Source organism: Legionellales bacterium (assembly GCA_026125385.1).
GTDB lineage: Bacteria > Pseudomonadota > Gammaproteobacteria > JAHCLG01 > JAHCLG01 > JAHCLG01.
The window spans coordinates 56,193-78,457 of sequence record JAHCLG010000002.1 but is presented as its reverse complement, the minus strand read 5'-3'; the positions used below and the strand labels follow the sequence as shown (position 1 = coordinate 78,457).

Genomic DNA, 22,265 nt, shown 5'->3' with positions numbered 1-22,265 from the left:
ATTAAGTATAGACTATATATCCGGTAGGTTATTTTTCGGCGATTATATCATAATAATGTGAGAAGTAAATAGGAATTACCAATTGTATTTTTATTGAATATTTTCAATGTGTTAGTGTGAGGATGTTCTCTTTTTTAGTCCTCCAACTACCCATCATCCCCGCCACCAATCCTGGATTATCCAAATCCTCATAACTCATCTCTTCTTTCGCGCTGAGATAAAACTTCAAGATGGCTTCTAGGCTGCTGGCATGGTTTGGGTTATCGAGCCATGCCGGGTTCTGGTGATGAACGCGCTCTATAAACTCTTTCATGACATCGATTTCTAGCGGCTGAGATGAAGTTCCTAATAATTTAGCTAAACCATCGAGAATCGGATCAATTTGTGGATCGCCTGAAAATTGAAAGTACAATAATTGCAAACATTGCGCGTGTGTTGTGTTTATCTCAGCGCGGGTTATTGTAACAATAAGCCCATTAAATTGAGATGTGATAAAATTATCGCCTAAAAAAATTCTACCAGCGAGGTATTCGGTTGTACTTGGTTTAATTAAATCTGCTAAATATTTATAGGGAGTATGGGAAAATAAAGATTTCTGGATGGTGTCAAAATTATCCTGATAGCTGGTCTTTAAAAGGTTGTCACATTTGACAGTAGTTTTATTTAACGTGACTGAAGTGATTTTTTTGCTGTGATTAAAAATGGAAGAACTGATTAAACACTTATTAAATTGAACACTCTCTAAAATCGCATGCGAAAAATTAACACTATAAAGCAGCATATCATTAAACTGACACCCCGTTAACTTAGCGTTTGAAAATTTAGCATAATCTAACTTGATATTTTTAAATACGGTGTTAGAAAAATCACAATTAGAAAAATCAACATAGCTTAGATCGAGCTGAGCTAAGTTTAAATTTCTAAAATCTCTATGCTTGTGCTTTATAAGAAAGCGAGTCGCATAAGATTTGACGTGATTTAATCTGTTGTCTTTTAATGATTCAAACAATTTATTCACGGAAAATAATCCACCCAAAACACCATAACATAAGGTGATAATATAGTTTGCCTGCAGGGTGTTTTTTTCTTGAGAATTTTGTTTTGCGTTAAGAAATTCTGGGTAAATAATTTCATTTGCAATATGAATTAACAATCTTCTGTCGCATTCTCTTTGCGTTAAGCCCAGATGAGAACAGGGTGTGAAAAATGTATTTTTAGCAAAATTTTCTAAGGTTTGATGATTGGTGACTTCGGCTTTTTCTGAGCTATGTTTTTGATCAAATTCATAGTTTTCACGCGCGGGAGTTGACTGATAAGTTGCTGCTGCTCTTTGCTTAAGGTAATCTTGCAAAAAACACAACGGACCACTGCCCGTTTTGATTAAAATTTTCCCTAAGTTAACGCCCTTGTTATTACAAAATAAAACACTCACTTGTTCTGTATAGCGAAGCTCTTCAGGTAATATAATTTTTCTCAGATATTGATTACTGCTATCTAAACAGCCAAGCTGATAAAGAATATCTACTATTTTATTTTTTTCTAAATCAGGTAGTTGTTTAATAGTTTTATCATAATCAACCTCTATATCTAACTGGATTTTTCCTAAATTAATATTATTATTCATCGCATCAAATATTAATTCAATAAAATAGGCAAAATTTACAGGATTTTCGATAAAACATCGTAGGGATTGAGGTTTGATGGATGGTTTAAGATAAGGGTGTAATGAGATCAGAAAATAAAAATAACTGTTTTTTTCTAAAGCTTTACTCAGCGTAGTAAAGACATTGATTTGTTGTGTCTCGTCTAATTTTTCAAAATAATCAGTCAGTGAATCTACTTGTTGCTGATGGCTTCGCGTAATAGTAACAGTATGCGTAGATGGGTTGTCGTTAGATGGTGAATTTGTGCTTTTTTGACTATTACGATAAATCTCTGATTCTGTCTCTAGATAATCGATCACAAATGCTGAATCTGGATGATTATTTAGAATGATAAGCTCATGAAAGGTGGAACGCGTAGTTTTTCCTATCGTTACAGGAGAAACGTGATTATTAGATGAAGAAATGGGCTGCGGGAGTGTTGAACGTGTTAACGAATTTGAGGGATTGTTCTCTGTTTCACTACGCTTTAATGGAATACGCAATACGATATTCGGTACATGGAGATAATGTGTTTTTAGTAGTCGCTGAAGAATTTCAAACCGAATTTGTGTTGGCTTGCAGTTAACTTGAGTGATTCTTATTTCGGTTGTTTCATCAATATCATCATCAGCAGAAACAGAATATTTAATTTCAGCTAATCTTTCTAACCAATTAAGATCATCCTCGTTGTTAGGTGCTAATTGTGCCATGAACTCGCTAAATTTATTTAAATTGGCCGAACCCACACAGTCTTCGAGGCGCAGTATAACTTCCCCAGTAAGATGATCGAGTAAAGAATTAATCGATAAATTTTGTTCGATTAATGTCAGAAAATCTTGCAATTCCTCGTTCGAGCAGGCCATCCCATTTTCGGGAAAGGGTTTGATTTTATAGTCATATCGAACGGAATTGCAGAGCCAAGCCGTGTAATGCGTTTCAACGCTATATCCGTTTTTTGCTACCACGGTCTGCGCGCAATTGGCAATCACCGTGCGTCGCCAATCGTGAAATAACCCCTGCCAGCTGCCATTAATACTCGAACTGGCAAGAGAAATATTATTCAACTGTCCTGGAACACAAATTCCTTGATGGTCGTGATTTTGATTGCGCAAATTTCTTAACGTTATTTTTTTAGTGCTTTCCGGTAAATTCTCACTGACCAAACCTAAATACACATTCTCAAGACTTTTTTTGGTGTCCGATAATAAAACGATTTGATTGTCTCGAGATGACCCCTGATTGCTAACATACTCCACCAGTCTATCCCACATAACATCATATTCCGCATCATCAGGAAATAGCTGTTGACTAATGGATTTTAATCCCTCTAATAAGGCAATCATTTGTGCGATCACGGCATTTTTTTCTTGATGGGAAGATGTCTTAGACAAGTAAAGCGGTTGCACGGGAGTCGCCGCAGTGACTTTACGATCATATTCCGCTTCAGACCTATCTAAGTGCTCGCGATACAATTTTAATAAGAGGGTGTTATTAGCACTAGTTTCTTCTGTTTCCTTTGGCAAAGTGAAGAAATGCTCAGTGAAGGTGGTAAAAGGGCTTGGCATGTTTTAGGTCTTCTTATTATGATTATTGCTTATAGTATATACAAGGTATTTTATTAGTCAAATTTAGCGCATAAATCGGCAAAAATTCCTGCACTTGACGATTGCTAAGCGACTTCATAATCATTATACTCGCATTTCGCTCCGCCAAGGGGTTGAGAGGGGTTTTGTAATAAATTATTTTTAATTTATTCAGCTACCATTGTTCGTGCGACGACAGGAAGGAAAACGTGGGAAAATATCGCCAGCACCCAATGCGTAACACTGCATATCAATTTGCCTTATTGCAATTGATCATCATCGCCAGTGCAACATTTTGTGGCTTTTTGCAGTCATCGACTATTGCTTTATCTATTTTTTTAGGTGGCGTAGTTTGGGTGATCCCAAACGCCCTATTTGCGCAATTTTATTTTGCAAGAACTGGTCTATTCCAACTTTCGCTTATTTTAAAACGATTTTACTTGGGCGAACTGTTAAAACTTATCGCTATCACACTTTCATTAATTTTAATAGCGCAGTGTGTCGCCGTGAATATTCCTATATTTATGCTGAGCTTTATGCTTTCAACACAATTTTCTTGGCTTGCTCCAGTGTTTTATAACCAGATGACGAAAAGGAGAGTGGTATGAGTGTTCATATGCCCGCTAACTCTGCAGAATATATTCGTCACCACTTGCAGAATTTACAATTAAATCTTCACACCATGACTTTGGGCGATGGTGGATTTTGGACACTCAATCTCGATACTTTAATTTTTTCCATCGTCTTAGGCAGTATTTTTCTAATCCTTTTCCGGTGGGTTGGGGTGCGAGCAAGCAGTGGCGTTCCGGGTAAATTGCAAAATTTTATCGAATACATTTACGATTTTATTAGTACCTTAGTGAAAGATTGTTTTCATGGCGATAGTCGCTTAATCGCACCGTTGGCGCTCACCATTTTTATGTGGGTGTTTATCATGAACTGCATGGACTTAGTGCCGGTGGATTTACTTCCGCTTGCAGCGATGCATTCCGGTGTGCCCTATTTGCGTGTAGTGCCCACCACCGATCCTGGTCTTACCTTTGCGATGTCGATTACCATTTTCTTTTTAGTGATTTTTTATAGTTTTAAAGTAAAAGGTGCGGGTGGATTTTTGAAAGAAATTTTTACTGCGCCCTTTGGTGTTTGGTTATTTCCGGTGAACGTAATTTTTCGGATTGTCGAAGAATTTGCGAAAGTATTATCACTCTCGCTGCGGTTATTTGGAAATATTTTTGCGGGTGAACTGATTTTTGTGTTAATTGCCCTATTGCCCTGGTATACCCAACAAGTTCCAGGATTAATTTGGTCAATTTTTCACATATTAGTGATTTGGATCCAGGCTTACGTATTTACGGTATTAACTATCGTTTATCTAAGCATGGCTCATGAATCGCATTAGGGTAAATTTAACGACGTGAAATCTTCGGAGGAACAATGGAAACTTCAATTATTAGTTTAATCGCCCACATTCAAGGGTTAACCGTATTAGGTGTGACGTTAATTCTTGGTATGGGAGCACTTGGAACCGCTATCGGGTTTGGTATTCTAGGTGGAAAATTTTTAGAAGGTGCAGCACGCCAACCAGAAATGGCTTCGATGTTGCAAGGACGTATGTTTCTTGTCGCCGGTTTAGTGGACGCGGTCACCTTTATTGGTATTGGTATTAGTGCTTGGTTTATTTTCTCAAACCCATTTGTCAGTGCGGTGCTGGAATTAGCCAAACAAGGCGCCCAATTAGCCCATTAATTTTTAAAGAGGAACGCATTAAATGAATATTAATGCTACTTTATTTGGTCAAATGATTACATTTGCGATCTTTATCTGGATCACCTGCAAATATATTTGGCCATTGTTTGCAAAAATTTTAGATGAACGCCAAAGCAAAATTGCGCATGATATTAGCAATGCTGAACAACGTGTGCGTGATGCAGAAAGCATGCAACACAAGGCGCATCAAGAATTAAGTGCAACCAAAATAAAATCGGCAGATATTCTTGATGAAGCGAATAAACGTGCAGGTAATATTATTGACGAAGCACGTGGCAAAGCACGTCTAGAAGGTGAGCGTTTAATTCAACTCGCCAACGCGGAAATTGCTCAACAAACCGAGCAAGCTAAGCAAGCATTACGCGAAAATTTAGCTGAACTTGTCATTAAAAATACGGAAAAACTATTGCGTAAAAGAATGGATCAAACAGCTAATGATGAATTACTCAATCAACTCATCACTGAGATTTAATTATGGCAGAAAAATTAACCCTAGCACGACCTTACGCAAAAGCCGCCTTTGAGTTTGCTAATGAACATAAGCAATTGCCGAACTGGCAAAAAAGTTTATTGCAATTAGGCTGTTTAATGCGTAATGCGACCATGTTGCAAGTGGTCAATTCTCCTGCTGTTGAGTTAAATGCGATTCTTGGTATTATCCAAGACGTTTTGGGAGCACAATTTACCCAAGAACTACACCATTTTGTGCAATTGCTCGCGCAATACCATCGTTTATTATTATTGCCCGAGATTTCTCAATTATTTTCCTTATACGTTGCGCAACAAGAAAAAACGATTGATGTGTTGGTGACTTCCGCATTTCCGCTATCAGAATCCATGCAAGCCAAACTCAGCCAAGCGCTCGAGCGTCGTTTGCAATTAGGCGTTTTTTTACGTTGCTCAGTCGACGCTGAGTTAATTGGTGGTGCGATCATTCGCGCTGGAGATTTCGTGATTGATGGTTCGGTGCGCAGCCAACTGCAACGCATGCATGCTGAATTAATAGCTTAAATAGGAACGAAGTTATGGGATTAAGTCCATCAGAAATTAGTGAAATTATTAAAAATCGCATCAGCGATTTTGCAACTACCGCCGAAATGAGTAACGAAGGCACGATTGTTTCGTTGAAAGACGGAATCGTGCGTATCCATGGTTTAACCGAAGTCATGTATGGTGAAATGCTTTCTTTTAGCAATGGCGCGGTAGGTCTAGCTTTAAATTTGGAACGTGATTCTGTCGGTGCGGTGGTGCTCGGTCCTTATGAAGATTTATCCGAAGGCGACAAAGTTCGTTGTACGGGCCGAATTTTAGAAGTTCCCGTGGGACCAAACTTACTCGGTCGTGTAGTGGATGCGTTGGGAAATCCCATTGACGGCCGCGGCGCTATTGAAGCCGCAGGCTATGAGCCGATTGAAAAAGTAGCACCCGGGGTTATCACGCGTCAATCCGTCAGTAAACCCATGCAAACGGGGATGAAAGCGGTAGATTCGATGGTGCCAGTAGGCTGTGGTCAGCGTGAATTAATTATCGGCGATCGTCAAGTCGGTAAAACTGCATTGGCGATTGATACGATTATTAATCAACGTGATACCGGCGTGAAGTGTATTTACGTTGCTATTGGACAAAAAGCCTCGTCAATTGCTGGTGTGGTGCGTAAACTTGAAGAGCACGATGCCTTAAATCACACCATTATTGTCGCCGCCAGTGCTTCTGATTCTGCTTCATTACAATTTATTGCTCCCTACGCTGGCTGTGCGATGGGTGAATATTTCCGTGACCGTGGTGAAGATGCATTGATTATTTATGATGACTTAACCAAACAAGCGTGGGCTTATCGCCAAATTTCTTTGTTACTACGTCGCCCACCAGGTCGTGAAGCTTATCCTGGAGACGTATTTTATTTACATTCTCGCTTATTAGAACGAGCTTCTTGTGTGAATGAGGAATACGTCGAGAAAAAAACCAATGGAGCAGTGAAAGGAAAATGTGGTTCTTTAACTGCGCTGCCTATCATTGAAACGCAAGCTGGCGACGTCTCGGCATTCGTTCCCACTAACGTGATTTCAATTACCGATGGCCAAATTTATCTAGAAACCGATTTATTCAATGCGGGTATTCGTCCTGCAGTGAATGCGGGGCTTTCTGTATCGCGCGTGGGTGGTGCTGCGCAAACGAAAATCATGAAGCGATTAGCGGGTAGCGTGCGAATTTCACTGGCGCAATATCGTGAACTGGAAGCGTTTGCTCAATTTGCTTCTGATCTAGACGATGTTACGCGTCGGCAACTCGAGCGCGGAAAACGTTTTGTGGAAATCATGAAGCAAAAACAATATGCGCCATTAAGTGTAGCCCTCATGATTATTTCTTTATATGCCGTGGATAAAGGTCATTTGGATGATGTCGATGTGATAAAAATTTCGTCGTTTGAAAAAGAATTACATGGATTTGCCTTAGCAAAATATCGTGATTTGGTGAACGAAATTAATCGCGAAGGTCAATTTAATGAAAAAATTGATCACGCATTAAAAGCCATGATCGAAGAATTTAAACAAACACAAACGTGGTAAATTCACATGGGTAACGCAAAAGAAATTCGTACCAAAATCCAAAGCATTAAACAAACGCAAAAAATTACGCGGGCAATGGAAATGGTATCGGCATCGAAAGTGCGAAAAGCACAAGATCGCATGTTAAAAACTCGTCCTTATGCCGAGCAAATTTTAGCGGTGATTGCGCATTTAGGTGAAGCGAATCCAGAATATAAACCGGCTTTTTTAGACGTCAGACCGGTTAAACGTGCGGCCTACATTATCGTGAGTACCGATCGTGGTTTGTGTGGTGCGTTGAATAACGGTTTATTTAAAAAAGTCATGCAAGAAGCCAAACGTTACCATGAACAAAACGTGGAAGTGGATTTTTGCACACTAGGACAAAAATCCACGAGTTTTTTTCATCGCGTGCAAGGTAAAGTTATCGCGCAAGCCACACATCTTGGCGATAATCCTGGCGTTAAAGATATTATTGGTGCGGTGAAAGTCATGTTTGATTTATATCAATCTGAAAAAATTGATGAATTAAATATTGCTTATAACACCTTTGAAAATACCATGGTGCAACGACCTACCATAAAAAAATTATTGCCAATTGAGCCAGGCGAGCACCAAATGGCCAAACATCATTGGGATTATATTTACGAACCCGATGCTAAAATGTTAATTGATTTTTTATTACGTCGTTATGTTGAATCACAAGCGTATCAAGCCATAGTTGAAAATATTGCCTCCGAACATGCATCACGCATGGTCGCCATGAAGAGTGCAACGGAAAATGCCGGTGATTTAATCGAACGTCTCCAATTAATTTATAACAAAGCACGCCAAGCTTCGATTACGCAAGAATTAGCCGAAATCGTTGCCGGTGCTGCTGCTGTATAACACGCGTGGAATGAGGAAAAGGTATGAAATTGGGTGAAATTATTGAAATTATTGGTGCAGTGGTTGACGTTGAATTTCCACGCGATCACGTTCCTAAAGTTTACGATGCCTTACGTGTTAACGACACGGGTTTAATTTTAGAAGTGCAACAACAATTAGGTGATGGCATTGTGCGTTGTATTGCCATGGGTTCCACCGATGGTTGTAAACGTGGTATGCAAGTGGAAAATACCGGGCATCCCATTACTGTCCCCGTGGGTAAAGAAACCTTAGGGCGAATCATGGATGTGCTTGGCAATCCCATTGATGAAGCTGGCGCGATTGAAGCCAAACAAATGATGCCAATTCACCGTAAAGCACCCAGTTATGCTGAACAAGCAGCCAATAATGATTTATTAGAAACCGGTATTAAAGTGATCGACTTAATTTGCCCCTTTGCTAAAGGCGGTAAAGTTGGATTATTTGGTGGTGCTGGTGTGGGCAAAACCGTTAACATGTTGGAATTAATTCGTAACATCGCGATTGAACATAGTGGCTATTCTGTGTTTGCCGGGGTCGGCGAGCGGACTCGTGAAGGCAATGACTTTTATCACGAAATGAAAGACTCTAACGTGCTAGATAAAGTGTCCTTAGTTTACGGACAAATGAATGAGCCCCCAGGTAACCGTTTACGAGTCGCCTTAACCGGATTAACCATCGCCGAAAATTTCCGCGATGAAGGACGCGACGTATTATTATTTATCGATAATATTTATCGTTATACCTTAGCCGGAACTGAAGTTTCGGCATTATTAGGGCGCATGCCTTCGGCTGTGGGTTATCAGCCTACATTGGCCGATGAAATGGGGGCATTGCAAGAGCGTATCACCTCGACTAAAACTGGTTCGATTACTTCGGTGCAAGCGGTTTATGTGCCTGCTGACGATTTAACCGATCCTTCTCCGGCTACTACGTTTGCTCACTTAGATGCAACGGTCGTGCTTTCACGTCAAATTGCTGAGTTGGGAATTTATCCGGCAATCGATCCGCTTGACTCGACCTCGCGTCAGCTTGATCCATTAATCGTTGGACAAGAACATTACGATGTAGCGCGTAAAGTTCAAGGCATTTTACAACGCAATAAAGAATTAAAAGATATTATTGCGATTTTAGGGATGGATGAATTATCGGAAGAAGATAAATTAACCGTGATGCGGGCAAGAAGAATTCAGCGCTTCTTGTCGCAACCGTTCTTCGTGGCCGAAGTGTTTACAGGACAATCGGGTAAATATGTGCCATTAAAAGAAACCATCCGTGGATTCAAAGCCATTATTAATGGTGAATATGATCATATTCCAGAACAAGCTTTTTACATGGTGGGTACGATTGAAGAAGTCGAGGAACGCGCTAAATCATTATAGGAATAACGCATGAACACAATTGAATTACACATCGTTAGTGCGGAAGAATCGATTTTCCACGGGCGCGTGCAAGCGGTATTTGTGACCGGTAGCCAAGGCGAATTGGGTGTTTATCCAGGACACACGCCATTGCTTACCACCTTAAAACCAGGACAAGTGCGAGCGCTGAAAGAAAATAATCAGGAAGAGGTTTTTTATATTTCAGGCGGACTTCTCGAAATTCAACCGAGTGAAGTGAATGTGCTGGCCGATACCGCAATGCGGGCTGGCGATATCGATGAAGCGGCTGCACTCGAAGCAAAAAATCAAGCGGAACGCGCCTTATTAGATCAAAAATCAAAAATGGATTATACCAGAGCTGCAGCAGAACTTGCGGAAGCCGTCGCCCAATTACGTGCAATTCGCAAATTAAAAAATAAATAATCAGCCAAGGAAGGTCATAGCATGGGATTACACGTCGTTATCTTAGCTGCAGGTGAAGGCAAACGCATGAATTCCGCCATTCCCAAAGTATTGCATCGTTTAGCGGGAACGGCACTCTTAGAACATGTGGTGAAAACCGCAAAAGCATTAAATCCAGTGAATATTCACATTGTTTATGGGCACGGCGGTGATTTAGTGCGGGGTAATTTGCAGCATTTAGATGTGAATTGGGTGGAACAAAGTCAACGCTTGGGTACGGGACACGCGGTAATGCAAGCGCTTCCCCATATTAACCCACAAGATCAAATTCTCGTGTTATATGGTGATGTTCCTTTAATCTCACTTAATACGTTACAAAATTTATTAGAAAGCACACCCACCAATGGCGTTGGAATTATTTCGGCAGAATTTCCCGATCCTACAGGTCTTGGGCGGGTGCTACGCGATCACAGTGGAAATATTTTAGGGATTGTCGAACACCGTGATGCCAATGAAAAAGAATTACAAATCACCGAAATTTTCAGTGGAATTCTCACTATTCCTGCGCACTCATTAGAAATTTGGTTACCGCGGTTAAAAAATAATAATGCGCAAAAAGAATATTATCTTACCGAAGTCATTCATCTCGCCGTCAAAGAAAAATGTCCCGTCATCGCGGTGATTGCACCGTGCTCGCGCGAAGTGGAAGGTGTGAACGATCGTTTTCAACTCGCCGATTTAGAACGTTATTACCAAGCGCAAATGGCGCAACGCGTGATGTTAGCGGGAGCAAGTTTGCGAGATCCCGCGCGCTTTGATGTGCGAGGTCATATTGAGGTGGGTCATGATGTCGTCATCGATGTCAATGTCGTCATTGAAGGTGAGGTTATTATTGGGAATAATACCTATATTGGCCCTAATACGCTATTACGGAATGTTCGCATTGGCGAAAATGTTGAAATTAAAGCAAACTCGGTGATTGAAGATGCCATCATTGATAGTGATTGTCATGTGGGGCCTTTTGCCCGCATCCGCCCTGGCACACATTTAGCCAAAGGCGCACGAATAGGTAATTTTGTGGAAATTAAAAACACTGAAATTGGTGAAGGTAGTAAAGTCCCGCATTTAAGTTATGTGGGCGATGCCACATTAGGTAAAAAAGTTAATATTGGTGCTGGTACGATTACCTGTAATTACGATGGCGCGAATAAACATCGTACGGTGATTGGTAATGAGGCTTTTATTGGTTCCAATTCACAATTAATAGCACCGGTCAGAATTGGTGAAGGAGCAACCATTGGTGCGGGTAGTACGATTACCAAAGATGCGCCCGCTCACAAGCTTACTATTAATTCGATTAAGCAAACCGTCATTGAAGATTGGCAACGTCCTGGTAAACTCAACGACGAGAAAAAAGAATGAGGGGATCAGTATGTGCGGAATAGTCGGTGCAATTGCGCAACGGGATGTCGCTAATATTTTAGTCGAAGGTTTAAAGCGATTAGAATATCGGGGTTATGATTCCGCAGGTATTGCAATTTTAAATCACCACCAACTGCAACGTATTCGCGCTAAAGGGAAAGTTCGCAATATCGAAGAAAATTTACAAAAAAACTTTTTAGCGGGCAGTGTGGGAATTGCCCACACGCGTTGGGCTACGCATGGCGAACCCAATGAAGGCAATGCGCATCCGCATATTTCTAAAAATACCTTAGCCGTCGTTCATAACGGCATTATTGAAAATCACGATGCCTTAAAAAAACAATTAATTCAACAGGGTTATCAATTCGAATCCGATACAGATACCGAGGTGATTGCTCATCTATATCATCACGCGTATCAACAATCGCATGATCCCATGCAAGCGGCATTTACCACAGCAGAAAGTTTACACGGCGCATTTGCCTTAGCCATTTTAAACAGCGAAGAACCTGAACACATTATCGCTATTCGGCGGGGCAGTCCATTAGTGATTGGGATTGGAATTGATGAACATTTTCTCGCGTCCGATCATCTTGCCTTATTGCCCGTTACCCAACGATTTATTTTTTTAGAAGAAGGTGATATCGCCGATATTCGTCGCGATGGCTTTACAATTTACGATCTAGAAGGCCAGGTGATTACGCGGAATGTGATTGAGTCACAATTAACGCAAGACGAATCCGATCGGGGAAAATATCGTCACTTTATGGAAAAAGAAATTTATGCTCAACCAGAAGCGATTTTACAAACCATCGAAGGACGTTTAAATAAACAACATATTTTTCCGCAAATATTTGGCGAACAAGCAGAGTCTCTTTTTCAAGCAGTAAGGCGCGTCTTAATTATTGCCTGTGGAACCAGTTATCATGCAGGAATGGTGGCGCGTTGTTGGTTAGAAAGTATTGCTGGCATTCCTTGTAATGTGGAAATTGCCAGTGAGTTTCGTTATCGCAAAGCCGTGATTGAAGAGGGCACTCTCTTAGTGTGTATTTCTCAATCAGGAGAAACCGCCGATACGTTAGCGGCCTTACGTGCTTCAAAACAACAACCCTTTTTAGCAAGTTTAGCAATTTGTAATGTGCCAGAAAGTTCTTTAGTACGAGAAGCCGATTTAGTTTTTATGACGCGGGCGGGACGCGAAATTGGGGTTGCCTCTACGAAAGCGTTTACCACACAATTAACGGCATTATTAATGTTAACGATTGTGCTTGGACGTAAAAAAAATATTAATGAAACTTTAGAGGCAGAATTAATTCAACAATTAACGAGCTTACCGGCAGCAATCAATCATGTTTTAGAATTAAATCCACAGATTGAAAAAATCGCCAATCATTTTGCCGATAAACATCATGCCTTATTTTTAGGACGTGGTGTGCAATATCCCATTGCTTTAGAGGGCGCATTAAAATTAAAAGAAATTTCTTATATTCATGCCGAAGCGTATCCAGCGGGTGAGTTAAAACATGGGCCATTGGCGTTGGTGGATAATGACATGCCTGTGGTGACAGTAGCGCCTAATGATGAATTATTAGAAAAATTAAAATCCAATTTACAAGAAGTGCGTGCGCGGGGTGGCGAGCTTTATGTGTTTGCTGATCATCATGCCAATTTGAGTAATGGTAAAGGCATTCATATTTTAGAAATGCCCACGGTAGGCTATGCAATTGCTCCCATTGTTTATACTGTACCCTTACAATTATTAGCCTATCATGCAGCGGTAATAAAAGGAACGGATGTTGATCAACCCCGTAATTTAGCCAAATCGGTGACGGTAGAATAGGGCGTGTTGACAATTCTACTCTGCTGGCCGTATCTCGTTGATTTTTTGTGCTCCGCTGCTCATTTACTTCGTGTAAACTGCCGCGCTAGTGCTCAAAAATCAACAAGCTACGTCTCAGCATAGCGAATTGTCAACACGCCCTAGAATGATTAGGGTTGTTTTAGCGTAACCAGCACAATACCACTTAAAATAAAACTAATGGCGGTGAATTCCCAAGTGGTCAACACTTCATGAAAAATGAATTTTCCCCAGACCAGGCCTGTTAGGGCCACGACTCCGCTGACTAAACTATAAAATACCGCGCCAGCGAGATGAATTAATTTAAAGAAAATCACGTATCCAATACTTGATAATACAATTTCTAATAAAATCGCATAATCGGTATTTATCAACGGCCAATGAAAAAAATAAAACTCATGCGTAATGATTATGATGGGCGTTAACAGCACGGCTGCAAAAAATAACATGCCAGCTGCGGCTAAGAGTGAGTCGCAATCTTGCGGTTGATAGCGTGAACAGTATAGTGCGCATAAAGCAAAACACAGCGGCGATAATAAGGCAAATAGTACGTGCCCCATCATGTTCGGAGTGGGTAATGCAGAGTGGGGAAGTAGCAAACACATTAATCCCGCAAATCCCAATAAAACCCCCATCATGCGCAGCGGTTGAAAAATTTCTAAACGAAAGACGAGTGCTAAGGGATAAATAAGAAGAGGAACGGTGTTGACGATAACCGCTAAAATTCCAGCGGGTAAGTGCGCGGCAGCGTAATACATATTAACGTTAGGTAAGGCTATGCCAATAAGGCCACAAATTAAGAAAAATAAAATCGTATTGTTGTTTTGCAGGTGGTGGAGTCGTTTAGGCAATGCCAAGATTAAGGTTAAGAAAGCAGGCCCGAGTGCTTGCCAAAAGGAATAACCGAGTGGGGATACACCATGCGTCATTGCAAAGCGTGCAATGGAATACCCCGAACCCCAAATTACCCCGAGTAATAATAATAGGATGAGAGACCAGCTTAATTTTTTCATTAAAGGGATTAATGTAGTACTATAGGATTTTTACGCACTATAGCATCAGGCTGGATGAAAAACGAGAATTTTCTGTCATCGATGAATTTTCACCCCTGAGTCACCAACAGGACAATTGATTATGTCATTCAAAAAGAAATTGAATGAATTATCCCAAAAAATGGGCATGGCAAACGTATTGAATAAAGCCAAAATGTTGGCCGATCCCGATAAGGCGAATCCCGAAGAGTTAAGTAAAATCGTTGCAGAACTGCAGGGTTCTGAAAATTTGCAACAATATGTCGATCATCTTGCCGCAATGGTTGATTTTTTTATTCAAGAGCAACACAATCAAATTGAATCTTGGCAATTGTTCAAAGCCCAAGTGCTAGAATTAAAATCATTAACCAAAGAAGCTGTTAAAGAGTATTTATCTTCGCCCGCAGAAGATGATAAAGAGTAAGAGGTGTCAGGTGTTAAAAGGAATTTTTAAATCATTTGCTAATCATATGTTATGGTTAACCAGTGGATTATTATTGAGTGCGTGCGCGCAAAGTGTTAATCATCCGGTGATCACCAATAGTGAAACGACGGCGTCGCTGGTCAGCGGTGGCGCGGGCGGTACGTTAGCAGGTGCTGCAACCGCTTTGGGAAATCCGCCTGGTGCTGTGCTTGGTGGAATTGTGGGTGGTTATGCCAATAGCAAAACCTTTTTAGCATCGCGTTTGCAAGCGATGGGGGCGCAGATCGTGCAAGTGGGTGACACCACGTCGATATTAATTCCCGCCGATTATGTTTTTAATCCTAAAAATGATTTACTCAAATATGAGTTACTTTATGGGCGTGAACCTATTTTAAATTTAACCGCGCGTTTATTAAATAAATACGGTCAGTCTGCGATTAAAGTCGCGGTGAGTACCGATGATATTGGTGGAGCAAACGATAATGCCTTATTAACTTCAAGACAAGCAGAACGTGTGGCCTCTTATTTATATCGTCAAGGTGTTAATGCGTGGCGTTTATATCCTAGCGCCTATGGAGAAACGGATCAGTTAGCGAGTAATCGTTATGTGATGGGAAGTTTTCATAATCGTATGATCGAAATTACCACCAACCCTAATATCACGCGTTTTGCTAATTGCCCCGCACTCGCGCAATTTCTCACGAAAAAGCAGGTTTGGCAATATGAACAGGATAGTTAATTAATTATGAAAAAATATCAAGTTTGAATCAAATAAAAAAGAATTTTTCTGGGAGTTTCATTCGTGACTACTTTTTTATTCTCATTTTAGCCCATAATAGCGCAGGATGTTTTTTAATCAAACTAAAATCTAACAAGTTCTCGTTATCGATAAATAATTCAGGATTGACACCCGTGCCATTTATAACAGAACGAATAAATTCAGTTTCCGATGGAGTATAAGGCAATAAAGCATTAAATCCTTTTTGAACATTTTTGATAATTGTTGCTGTCCATTCCTCAGTAGAGCTAAATCCATCGCAGAAATTATTTTTCAGCACAGGGATTAATTTATTTTTCAAGTCGCTGTGATTGACTGTAATATCATCGATAGTTAAGCTTAGCATGTCTTTTTTAGAACACATTGCCGAATATAAAACGAAAATGATACGAAGTTTTTTTTGATTTATTTTAGCGTATTGAAACAACTCATTGGCGTCGAAAAAATCTCTGCCGGTTTGGCGCTCAAGTAATGCCGTTAATTTTCCAGCGGCAAGTTCATGAATATCCAGGATTTGCAAATTCGTGATTCTTTTGCCTGCTATGGTAATACTATCTCGTTTTTCAGTTGACAGTAGTGGGACTCGATACATGAAATTGATATCAACTTCGATGTTTCCCTGATTTCCTAATGCGCTTGGATAACGCCAAACCATTTTCCCACCGGCATGTTCTTTTGGGTTTCTTAACATTTTTAACTTCATGCGTTCAAATAAACTTCTGATCCTATTTTCTACTTCAGGTCTTTCACTCAACATGGTGCTGCGGTCAATAGCACCAATGTAGTTTAAGTCAGCGTCTACAGATAACCTTGGTAAACCAAAGTGGAAAAGATTGAGTGCGGTACCACCTTTTAACGCCAATCGTGTTGACAAATAGCTATCATTTGCAATTGCATTTAAGATCTCCATGAGCCAAATGACTTTTTCAATAATTTCTTGTCGATAGCCAGAGATTTGTTTTTCTTTTAATAAGCGTTCTTTAGAGAGTATCATTACTGGGTTCCTCCCAGATTTTATTGATCACGGCAAGAGGAACAACTAAGTTCCACCGTTGTAAACTTTTAACCGGACCTTTATGAGCTTTTTCCATATAGTGCCGCGATTTGGGTTTATGGTGCGCAAGCTGGTTAAGTTGTTCTTCTTTGACAGCAAATTGCTCTTGGTGCTGTTCTAAAAAAAATCCTACCTTTGCTACCGTTGTGGCATTCCCTAGTTGTACGACATAATTTATGACGCGTTTAATGTCTAAAAAATTAATGGATTCAAAAGATCGCCATATTTCTTCCCAACCACCTGATAGCTCCGGACGATGAAGACAATCAACTAACGTGCGTTCTATGCTTGTTACTCGTATATCTATCCCCATACGGTCATGCAATTTGGTTTCTAAGAATAGGTTATCTGGTTTTAATTGAGTTGGATGGTTTAGTTGCTGATATTGTCCTTGTTCACAAACTAAAAGGCCAATTCTTTCATCTGAATTGAAGTAAACGATTGAAGCAACCGAATAAGCGAGGGCATGAAATTCCATTGCTGTGTGATAACTAATAACAGCATCATCTGTCATCCGGCCTGCAATGAGTAAATAATCACTTTCTATATGAGTGCCAGGCAAATAATCATTTGTTACTAGATAATAACCGCGTCGTATGCGGGCCAGGTGCTTTTTGGAAAGATGATAGTGCAAAGCTGCTTTTAGTGTATTTTTATTGAAATTACCTGAAGACGATAAATATGCCACTAGTTCGTTATAGTGAAATAAGGGATATTTTTTAAAAAATGATTCAAAGCTCATGGAATGTTGGTTTTCAAGCTAATTAGTATTAATTATATTAATACTAATAATCAATAAAATCAACTTTTGCCCTGTTATTAGCCAAACTTCTTTAGCGAACCAACAATGGCGGATTTCCATAGTCGCTGGCATTTCGCCAAAAGATGGGATAAGGCGGTGCTTGCTTGAAAATGGGTAAGACACTGCCTGCATCCGACATATAAGGCGCAATAAATTTTGGTTGTTGATAATAATAAATATTACTATTGCCGGTGGCGTTGGCAATTAACGTATCGAGCGCACGCACATTGGCTTGTGAATTATTCAGGGTTTTTACGTAAAATTTATTGACCTTAAAATAATACGCATCCAGCATGGCCTGATTGCTTAGGCGAGCGTTTACAATGCTTGCTTGACCCTGTAAATGGGCTTTAGCGTGTGCCGATAAATCGATCATCGCTTCACCGCTATTAATGCCCGCAAGGTAAACGGTTTCAAAACCGCCTGCACTTAAATTTTGTAACGTAATATTACCTGATAAATGAATAATGCCTTTTCCATAAGGCGCTGTTAACATCAAACCGCTACTATTTACCCCTTTCATAATTAATGTGCCATTGCCATTCGTCAGGTGATGAAGATCCATATCTCCCACTAATTGCGTTTGGCCGATCGAATTATTGGTGACATCTAAATAATCCGTCACGATATTATTGATATCAATATGCCCGATGCCATTGGTAATGAGTTGATGTAAATTGATTTTTTTGCCACGTAACAGTGTATTGCCACTGGCTGAATTATTCACCACTAAATGATTACGATTGCTTAAGCCGAGTAGGGTTAAATTGCCTTTACCCGCATGCAAAATCATTGCAGCATTGATGTTATTACCTTGCAACGTAACCGCTTGATCATCATTCACAGTGATATTGAGATTATCCGTCGTAAGATTATTAATCATTATCGGGGTTGCGCTCGCGCTAATACTGATATTATGTAAAGCCACTTTTTTACCCGTGACAGTTAATCCTGACGCAAAACGAGAAGAAAGATCCCAGGGCTGTGAGTTAAGTTTGCGCACGCTAATCAGCGCATTATTTAATTGCTGCAATTGTTGCAACCGCTCCATTTCAACATTCACTATCCTATTATTCGGATTACCTTGCGAGGGGCTGATAATAAATAACGTAGAATTTTTTACATAAAGTTTTAAGCCAGCCATGGTCGCGCTATTACTTTGCACGCTAACAAATTGATGTTTTAAACCATCAGTAATATTAACTCGCACCGCACCTTGCACGACTACCTGTGAAAAAGTAGGTAATGTTGCATAAGTATGATTAGCAGCGATATTGGTATCGAGGGGACGATGCCAACAGCCCGTTAATAATAACGCCAAGAATATCAATGAGATTAAGCGTTTCACACCCGTACCTTATGAATGAGTTGTCATGGTTTTCAACCTTAGAGCAAGTCTTTGCGCTAGGCAAGTCTTCCTCGAAAAATTTCTTCAAAATGTCGCCTTTTTTTGGGCTAGGATTAAATGACACTTCACGGCTTGTGCTTGTTGTAAGCGAGGAATAATCGACGTGCATTGGCGAAGTTGGAATCCTGTTTGTTGTAATAAGGTTTTAATATAATTCGGATGATGGGAGTAACGCGCGGTATTATCCAGTTGATAAGGATAATGTTTGCTAAGCTCGTAATTAAAAATCACGTAACCTTGATGCGCTAACGCGTGATAACAGTGTTTTAAAAATTCCGCTAAATCGCCCTGATAGACGACTACATCAGCGGCTAACATTAAAGTAAACGCTGCGGGTTGAGTAGAAAGATAATTCAGGATATCGGTATGAATTAATTCATCATAACAATTTTTTTGGCGTGCTTGTGCGAGCATGTTGACTGATAAATCTACGCCGGTTAACTGCTTGACAAGTGGACGCAACTTCTCGCCACATAAACCCGTACCACAGCCTAAATCGATAACCCGTGCCAACGCAACGTTGGGCAAGGATACAACTACGTCATGAATTTGTTGAGGCAGTTGATAATTTAAATGCAGGTGTAAATGCTGATCGTAGTGTTCTGCATAATAATCGAATAATTCGATTAAATAATCGTTGGGCGCTTGTGCGGGTGGCGGATGATTGCTAAAAACAGACTGTAAAAATAATAAAGTAGGCTGGTGTGGCTGAAGAGCAAGACCGCGTTTAATATAGGGTAATGCTGATTGAGGATTTTGTTGACGAATAAAAACCACGGCAAGATTGACTAAGCTTGCTAAGTGTTCGGGATTTATTGTTAATAATAATTGAAAATAATCAATCGCTTTTTCATAATTATTAAATTCTAAGTGTAAAACGCCTAAATTATATAAGCAGTCTAGGTCATTGGGTTTTATTGACTGTGCTTGATTTAAATAGTCCAGTGCGATTAACTTTTCATTTAGACGAAGATAACACATGGCTAAATTATACCATCCAAAAAAATCATTGGTATGGAGAGCGATTAATTGATGATAATAGTCACGGGCTGAAAGTAAATCATTTTGTTGCATCATCAAATTGCCCAATTGATGCAAAGTGGCAGTATTATTCGGTTGAATGCTTAAAATTTGTTTGAAGGTGTTGCAGGCTTCATCACATCGATTTAATTTTTGTAAAATAAGTGCATGGTTGTATAAAATTTCGGTGCGCAGAGGTTCTTTTTTTAATGCTTCTTGGGAATAATTAAAAGCCGCGGAATAATCGTGCAAGCGAAAATAAATATTGGCGAGATAATGATAAACCTCACTCGTTATTTTTTCTGGGTAGTGTGCTAAAAACGTGTGATAACTCGCACGCGCATTTTCATAATCACCAATTTGATGAAAATACAGCGCATCTTGTAAAATCTGTTGAGCAGGGTTAGTCAATGTTATTTCACTCTAACTGTAGCCTGGAACGCAGCGTTGTAGCCTGGAACGGAGCGTTGTAGCCTGGAACGGAGCGCAGCGGAGATCCAGGATCGGTGAAATTTTAAAACTCCGATCCTGGATCTCCGCGCAGCGAAGTTCCAGGCTACGTCTGCGCTCCGTTCCAGGCTACATCCGATCCAAGTGGCATTTTAACTGTTGTAATGCTTGAGCGCGATGGCTGATGGCATTTTTAATTTCGGGCGATAATTCTGCGGCAGAACACTCATGAGAGGGTACCCAAAAAATCGGATCGTAACCAAATCCATAGTCACCTTGACGTTGAGTTAAAATTAAACCTTCCCAGGTGCCTTGGCAAATCAGCGGGGTAGGATCGTGTTCATGGCGCATCAACACTAACACACAGTGAAAACGGGCAGTTCGTTTTTCGGACGGGACATCGTGTAATGCTTGTAATAACTTATCGATATTATTTTTTGGATCTTCCGCATAGCGCGCCGAATAAATACCAGGTTCTCCATTTAAATAATCAACCTCTAAACCAGAATCGTCGGCTAATGCCGGAAGGTGAGCCAATGCGGCGGCATGACGAGCTTTGATCAGGGCATTTTCTACAAAAGTTAAACCGGTTTCTGCAATAGACGGAATGTTTAAGTCGGTTTGAGAAACCATGGTAAAGGGATAATCCGCTAGAATTTGAGAAAATTCTCGTAGTTTACCAAAATTATGAGTGGCTAAAATAATAGTTTGATCCATGAGATTTATGCCATGACTTCCACAGTTTGATTCGCGCTCGTAGGGGTATTGTGGAAAGTTATCTGATTATTTTCAACCGCCGACGAGCCAAAAAATCGAGTAACCGTGTCTAATACCACTGGATCGCAGACAATAGGCTGAGGAATGGTTAAATGCAATTGATGAGCTAAGTGAAAAAATTGTTTGACGTTATTTTCTAAAAAGGCCGATTCATTAGAAAGCAAAATAGTACTTTGACGACGAAAATGGATTAACGCCGATAGATATAATTTTGCTGACAGTAAAGGATGTTGATGTTGGATTATCTGTGCAATGCAGGTTGCAGCTTCAGGCGAACGCAAACGCAATGCCAAGGAAAAAACTTCCAAACTTTGATTAAAACGGGAAGTGGGATTTTGTTTGGCAATTTTATCGACTTCATCTGCTAATAAATCGATATCTAATTCAGGATGATGAATTTCTTGCGTCGACAATTTTGCCGAATCATAATCACATAAAAATTGATTCACTGCTTTGGAAGAAACCAGACACGCGAGTGAGTATAACGCATCACTGTTATGTTGACTCATCATCACTTATTCACCTCGCCAGGACTTATCGCGTTGTTGTTGGTATTCTTCTACTAACGCTTGTCGATAATATTCCATGCCTTTTAATAATAATTCGCGGAGAAATGTGTCATCGCCTTGTTGGTGTGCTTGTTGGGCGAAGCGTTGAGAATTATTATTTAATTCGCTGACTTGAAATCCCTTCACAGCTAAGTGGGTAATATACTTGTTAGCTTCTTTTACCCGATGGCGTAGTGCCAATTGGTAATATTGTAACGCTAATTCGGGTGAATGTGGATACTTTTGTCCCGTTTCATGCATTTTGCCTAAAGGTAATAAGGCTGGCGCGTAGCCACACTCGGTGATAGCCGCTGAAAATTGTTGATAAGCTTTTTTATAGTCGAGTTGAGTTAAATGTTGTAAACCGAATTCGGTATATTGTTGACCAAGTTGGGTGTGATTTTCCAGCGCAGGGTTTTTAGATAATCTCAACAAGCCACAATTCTGCTGAAACATGGTGTTTT

The 22,265-nt window shown here is 40.1% G+C and carries 22 protein-coding genes; 13 read left to right on the top strand and 9 right to left on the bottom strand.

Annotation, left to right across the window (positions count from 1 at the left end; translation table 11 throughout):
• Nucleotides 1–103: 103 nt before the first annotated feature.
• Complete coding sequence (locus KIT27_01325; protein MCW5588280.1) at nt 104–3,208, bottom strand: pentapeptide repeat-containing protein; 3,105 nt, start codon at nt 3,206–3,208, stop codon at nt 104–106.
• 227 nt (nt 3,209–3,435) lie between these two features.
• Here KIT27_01325 and KIT27_01320 point away from each other — a divergent pair, with 227 nt between their 5' ends.
• The 11 genes from KIT27_01320 to glmS are packed head-to-tail and all read left to right on the top strand — an operon-like array spanning nt 3,436 to nt 13,491.
• The gene (locus KIT27_01320; GenBank protein ID MCW5588279.1) at nt 3,436–3,834 is read left to right on the top strand and encodes an ATP synthase subunit I; all 399 of its coding nucleotides are present in this window, start codon (nt 3,436–3,438) and stop codon (nt 3,832–3,834) included.
• On the top strand, nt 3,831–4,625 hold the full coding sequence (gene atpB / locus KIT27_01315; GenBank protein ID MCW5588278.1) for a F0F1 ATP synthase subunit A: 795 nt from the start codon (nt 3,831–3,833) through the stop codon (nt 4,623–4,625). Before KIT27_01320 ends, atpB begins: the two co-directional genes overlap by 4 nt.
• Nucleotides 4,626–4,660: 35 nt before the next feature.
• Nucleotides 4,661–4,972, top strand: coding sequence for a F0F1 ATP synthase subunit C (atpE, locus tag KIT27_01310; GenBank protein ID MCW5588277.1), 312 nt, complete (start codon nt 4,661–4,663; stop codon nt 4,970–4,972).
• A 22-nt stretch (nt 4,973–4,994) separates the two neighbouring features.
• On the top strand, nt 4,995–5,465 hold the full coding sequence (locus KIT27_01305; GenBank protein MCW5588276.1) for a F0F1 ATP synthase subunit B: 471 nt from the start codon (nt 4,995–4,997) through the stop codon (nt 5,463–5,465).
• Between the two features lie 2 nt (nt 5,466–5,467).
• On the top strand, nt 5,468–6,004 hold the full coding sequence (locus KIT27_01300) for a F0F1 ATP synthase subunit delta (GenBank protein ID MCW5588275.1): 537 nt from the start codon (nt 5,468–5,470) through the stop codon (nt 6,002–6,004).
• A gap of 14 nt (nt 6,005–6,018) precedes the next feature.
• Nucleotides 6,019–7,560, top strand: a complete 1,542-nt coding sequence (gene atpA / locus KIT27_01295; protein MCW5588274.1) for a F0F1 ATP synthase subunit alpha — start codon at nt 6,019–6,021, stop codon at nt 7,558–7,560.
• 6 nt (nt 7,561–7,566) lie between these two features.
• Nucleotides 7,567–8,427, top strand: coding sequence for a F0F1 ATP synthase subunit gamma (gene atpG, locus KIT27_01290; protein MCW5588273.1), 861 nt, complete (start codon nt 7,567–7,569; stop codon nt 8,425–8,427).
• A 23-nt stretch (nt 8,428–8,450) separates the two neighbouring features.
• Nucleotides 8,451–9,827 (top strand): F0F1 ATP synthase subunit beta, encoded by a 1,377-nt coding sequence (gene atpD / locus KIT27_01285; GenBank protein MCW5588272.1) that lies wholly within the window; start codon nt 8,451–8,453, stop codon nt 9,825–9,827.
• A 9-nt stretch (nt 9,828–9,836) separates the two neighbouring features.
• Nucleotides 9,837–10,250: a F0F1 ATP synthase subunit epsilon gene (locus tag KIT27_01280; protein MCW5588271.1), complete on the top strand. Its 414-nt coding sequence runs from the start codon at nt 9,837–9,839 to the stop codon at nt 10,248–10,250.
• 21 nt (nt 10,251–10,271) lie between these two features.
• Nucleotides 10,272–11,651, top strand: a complete 1,380-nt coding sequence (glmU, locus tag KIT27_01275) for a bifunctional UDP-N-acetylglucosamine diphosphorylase/glucosamine-1-phosphate N-acetyltransferase GlmU (protein ID MCW5588270.1) — start codon at nt 10,272–10,274, stop codon at nt 11,649–11,651.
• A gap of 10 nt (nt 11,652–11,661) precedes the next feature.
• Complete coding sequence (gene glmS, locus KIT27_01270; GenBank protein MCW5588269.1) at nt 11,662–13,491, top strand: glutamine--fructose-6-phosphate transaminase (isomerizing); 1,830 nt, start codon at nt 11,662–11,664, stop codon at nt 13,489–13,491.
• 149 nt (nt 13,492–13,640) lie between these two features.
• Here the strand turns inward: glmS and KIT27_01265 are convergent, their stop codons facing one another.
• Nucleotides 13,641–14,522, bottom strand: coding sequence for a DMT family transporter (locus KIT27_01265; protein MCW5588268.1), 882 nt, complete (start codon nt 14,520–14,522; stop codon nt 13,641–13,643).
• A 121-nt stretch (nt 14,523–14,643) separates the two neighbouring features.
• Between KIT27_01265 and KIT27_01260 the strand changes: the two genes are divergently transcribed.
• Together KIT27_01260 and KIT27_01255 are read left to right on the top strand one after the other, a co-directional pair.
• Complete coding sequence (locus KIT27_01260) at nt 14,644–14,964, top strand: hypothetical protein (GenBank protein ID MCW5588267.1); 321 nt, start codon at nt 14,644–14,646, stop codon at nt 14,962–14,964.
• Nucleotides 14,965–14,974: 10 nt separating this feature from the next.
• Complete coding sequence (locus KIT27_01255; protein ID MCW5588266.1) at nt 14,975–15,703, top strand: OmpA family protein; 729 nt, start codon at nt 14,975–14,977, stop codon at nt 15,701–15,703.
• Between the two features lie 67 nt (nt 15,704–15,770).
• On the opposite strand, the gene KIT27_01250 is transcribed toward KIT27_01255, so the two are convergent.
• The 7 genes from KIT27_01250 to KIT27_01220 all read right to left on the bottom strand — a co-directional run bounded on the left by KIT27_01250 (nt 15,771) and on the right by KIT27_01220 (nt 22,257).
• Nucleotides 15,771–16,736 carry a nucleotidyl transferase AbiEii/AbiGii toxin family protein gene (locus tag KIT27_01250; GenBank protein MCW5588265.1) on the bottom strand — a complete coding sequence of 322 codons (966 nt, stop codon included), beginning with the start codon at nt 16,734–16,736 and terminating at the stop codon, nt 15,771–15,773.
• Nucleotides 16,723–17,538, bottom strand: a complete 816-nt coding sequence (locus KIT27_01245) for a hypothetical protein (protein MCW5588264.1) — start codon at nt 17,536–17,538, stop codon at nt 16,723–16,725. Before KIT27_01245 ends, KIT27_01250 begins: the two co-directional genes overlap by 14 nt.
• A 91-nt stretch (nt 17,539–17,629) precedes the next feature.
• Nucleotides 17,630–18,946: a DUF2807 domain-containing protein gene (locus KIT27_01240; protein MCW5588263.1), complete on the bottom strand. Its 1,317-nt coding sequence runs from the start codon at nt 18,944–18,946 to the stop codon at nt 17,630–17,632.
• Between the two features lie 84 nt (nt 18,947–19,030).
• Complete coding sequence (locus KIT27_01235) at nt 19,031–20,437, bottom strand: tetratricopeptide repeat protein (GenBank protein ID MCW5588262.1); 1,407 nt, start codon at nt 20,435–20,437, stop codon at nt 19,031–19,033.
• Nucleotides 20,438–20,605: 168 nt separating this feature from the next.
• Nucleotides 20,606–21,193 (bottom strand): RdgB/HAM1 family non-canonical purine NTP pyrophosphatase, encoded by a 588-nt coding sequence (gene rdgB / locus KIT27_01230; protein ID MCW5588261.1) that lies wholly within the window; start codon nt 21,191–21,193, stop codon nt 20,606–20,608.
• Between the two features lie 5 nt (nt 21,194–21,198).
• Nucleotides 21,199–21,765 (bottom strand): hypothetical protein, encoded by a 567-nt coding sequence (locus tag KIT27_01225; GenBank protein ID MCW5588260.1) that lies wholly within the window; start codon nt 21,763–21,765, stop codon nt 21,199–21,201.
• A 3-nt stretch (nt 21,766–21,768) separates the two neighbouring features.
• Entirely contained in the window at nt 21,769–22,257 is a 489-nt protein-coding gene (locus KIT27_01220; GenBank protein MCW5588259.1) for a hypothetical protein, read from the bottom strand.
• Between the last annotated feature and the right edge of the window lie 8 nt (nt 22,258–22,265).

Coding starts and splice junctions, on each gene's coding strand:
- atpA (MCW5588274.1), top strand. CDS start 6,019: ATGGGATTAAGTCCATCAGAAATTAGTGAAATTATTAAAAATCGCATC.
- KIT27_01250 (MCW5588265.1), bottom strand. CDS start 16,736: ATGATACTCTCTAAAGAACGCTTATTAAAAGAAAAACAAATCTCTGGC.
- KIT27_01245 (MCW5588264.1), bottom strand. CDS start 17,538: ATGAGCTTTGAATCATTTTTTAAAAAATATCCCTTATTTCACTATAAC.
- KIT27_01220 (MCW5588259.1), bottom strand. CDS start 22,257: ATGTTTCAGCAGAATTGTGGCTTGTTGAGATTATCTAAAAACCCTGCG.
- KIT27_01260 (MCW5588267.1), top strand. CDS start 14,644: ATGTCATTCAAAAAGAAATTGAATGAATTATCCCAAAAAATGGGCATG.
- KIT27_01265 (MCW5588268.1), bottom strand. CDS start 14,522: ATGAAAAAATTAAGCTGGTCTCTCATCCTATTATTATTACTCGGGGTA.
- rdgB (MCW5588261.1), bottom strand. CDS start 21,193: ATGGATCAAACTATTATTTTAGCCACTCATAATTTTGGTAAACTACGA.
- KIT27_01305 (MCW5588276.1), top strand. CDS start 4,995: ATGAATATTAATGCTACTTTATTTGGTCAAATGATTACATTTGCGATC.
- KIT27_01325 (MCW5588280.1), bottom strand. CDS start 3,208: ATGCCAAGCCCTTTTACCACCTTCACTGAGCATTTCTTCACTTTGCCA.
- atpD (MCW5588272.1), top strand. CDS start 8,451: ATGAAATTGGGTGAAATTATTGAAATTATTGGTGCAGTGGTTGACGTT.
- KIT27_01225 (MCW5588260.1), bottom strand. CDS start 21,765: ATGATGAGTCAACATAACAGTGATGCGTTATACTCACTCGCGTGTCTG.
- atpG (MCW5588273.1), top strand. CDS start 7,567: ATGGGTAACGCAAAAGAAATTCGTACCAAAATCCAAAGCATTAAACAA.
- KIT27_01300 (MCW5588275.1), top strand. CDS start 5,468: ATGGCAGAAAAATTAACCCTAGCACGACCTTACGCAAAAGCCGCCTTT.
- glmU (MCW5588270.1), top strand. CDS start 10,272: ATGGGATTACACGTCGTTATCTTAGCTGCAGGTGAAGGCAAACGCATG.
- atpE (MCW5588277.1), top strand. CDS start 4,661: ATGGAAACTTCAATTATTAGTTTAATCGCCCACATTCAAGGGTTAACC.
- KIT27_01280 (MCW5588271.1), top strand. CDS start 9,837: ATGAACACAATTGAATTACACATCGTTAGTGCGGAAGAATCGATTTTC.
- atpB (MCW5588278.1), top strand. CDS start 3,831: ATGAGTGTTCATATGCCCGCTAACTCTGCAGAATATATTCGTCACCAC.
- glmS (MCW5588269.1), top strand. CDS start 11,662: ATGTGCGGAATAGTCGGTGCAATTGCGCAACGGGATGTCGCTAATATT.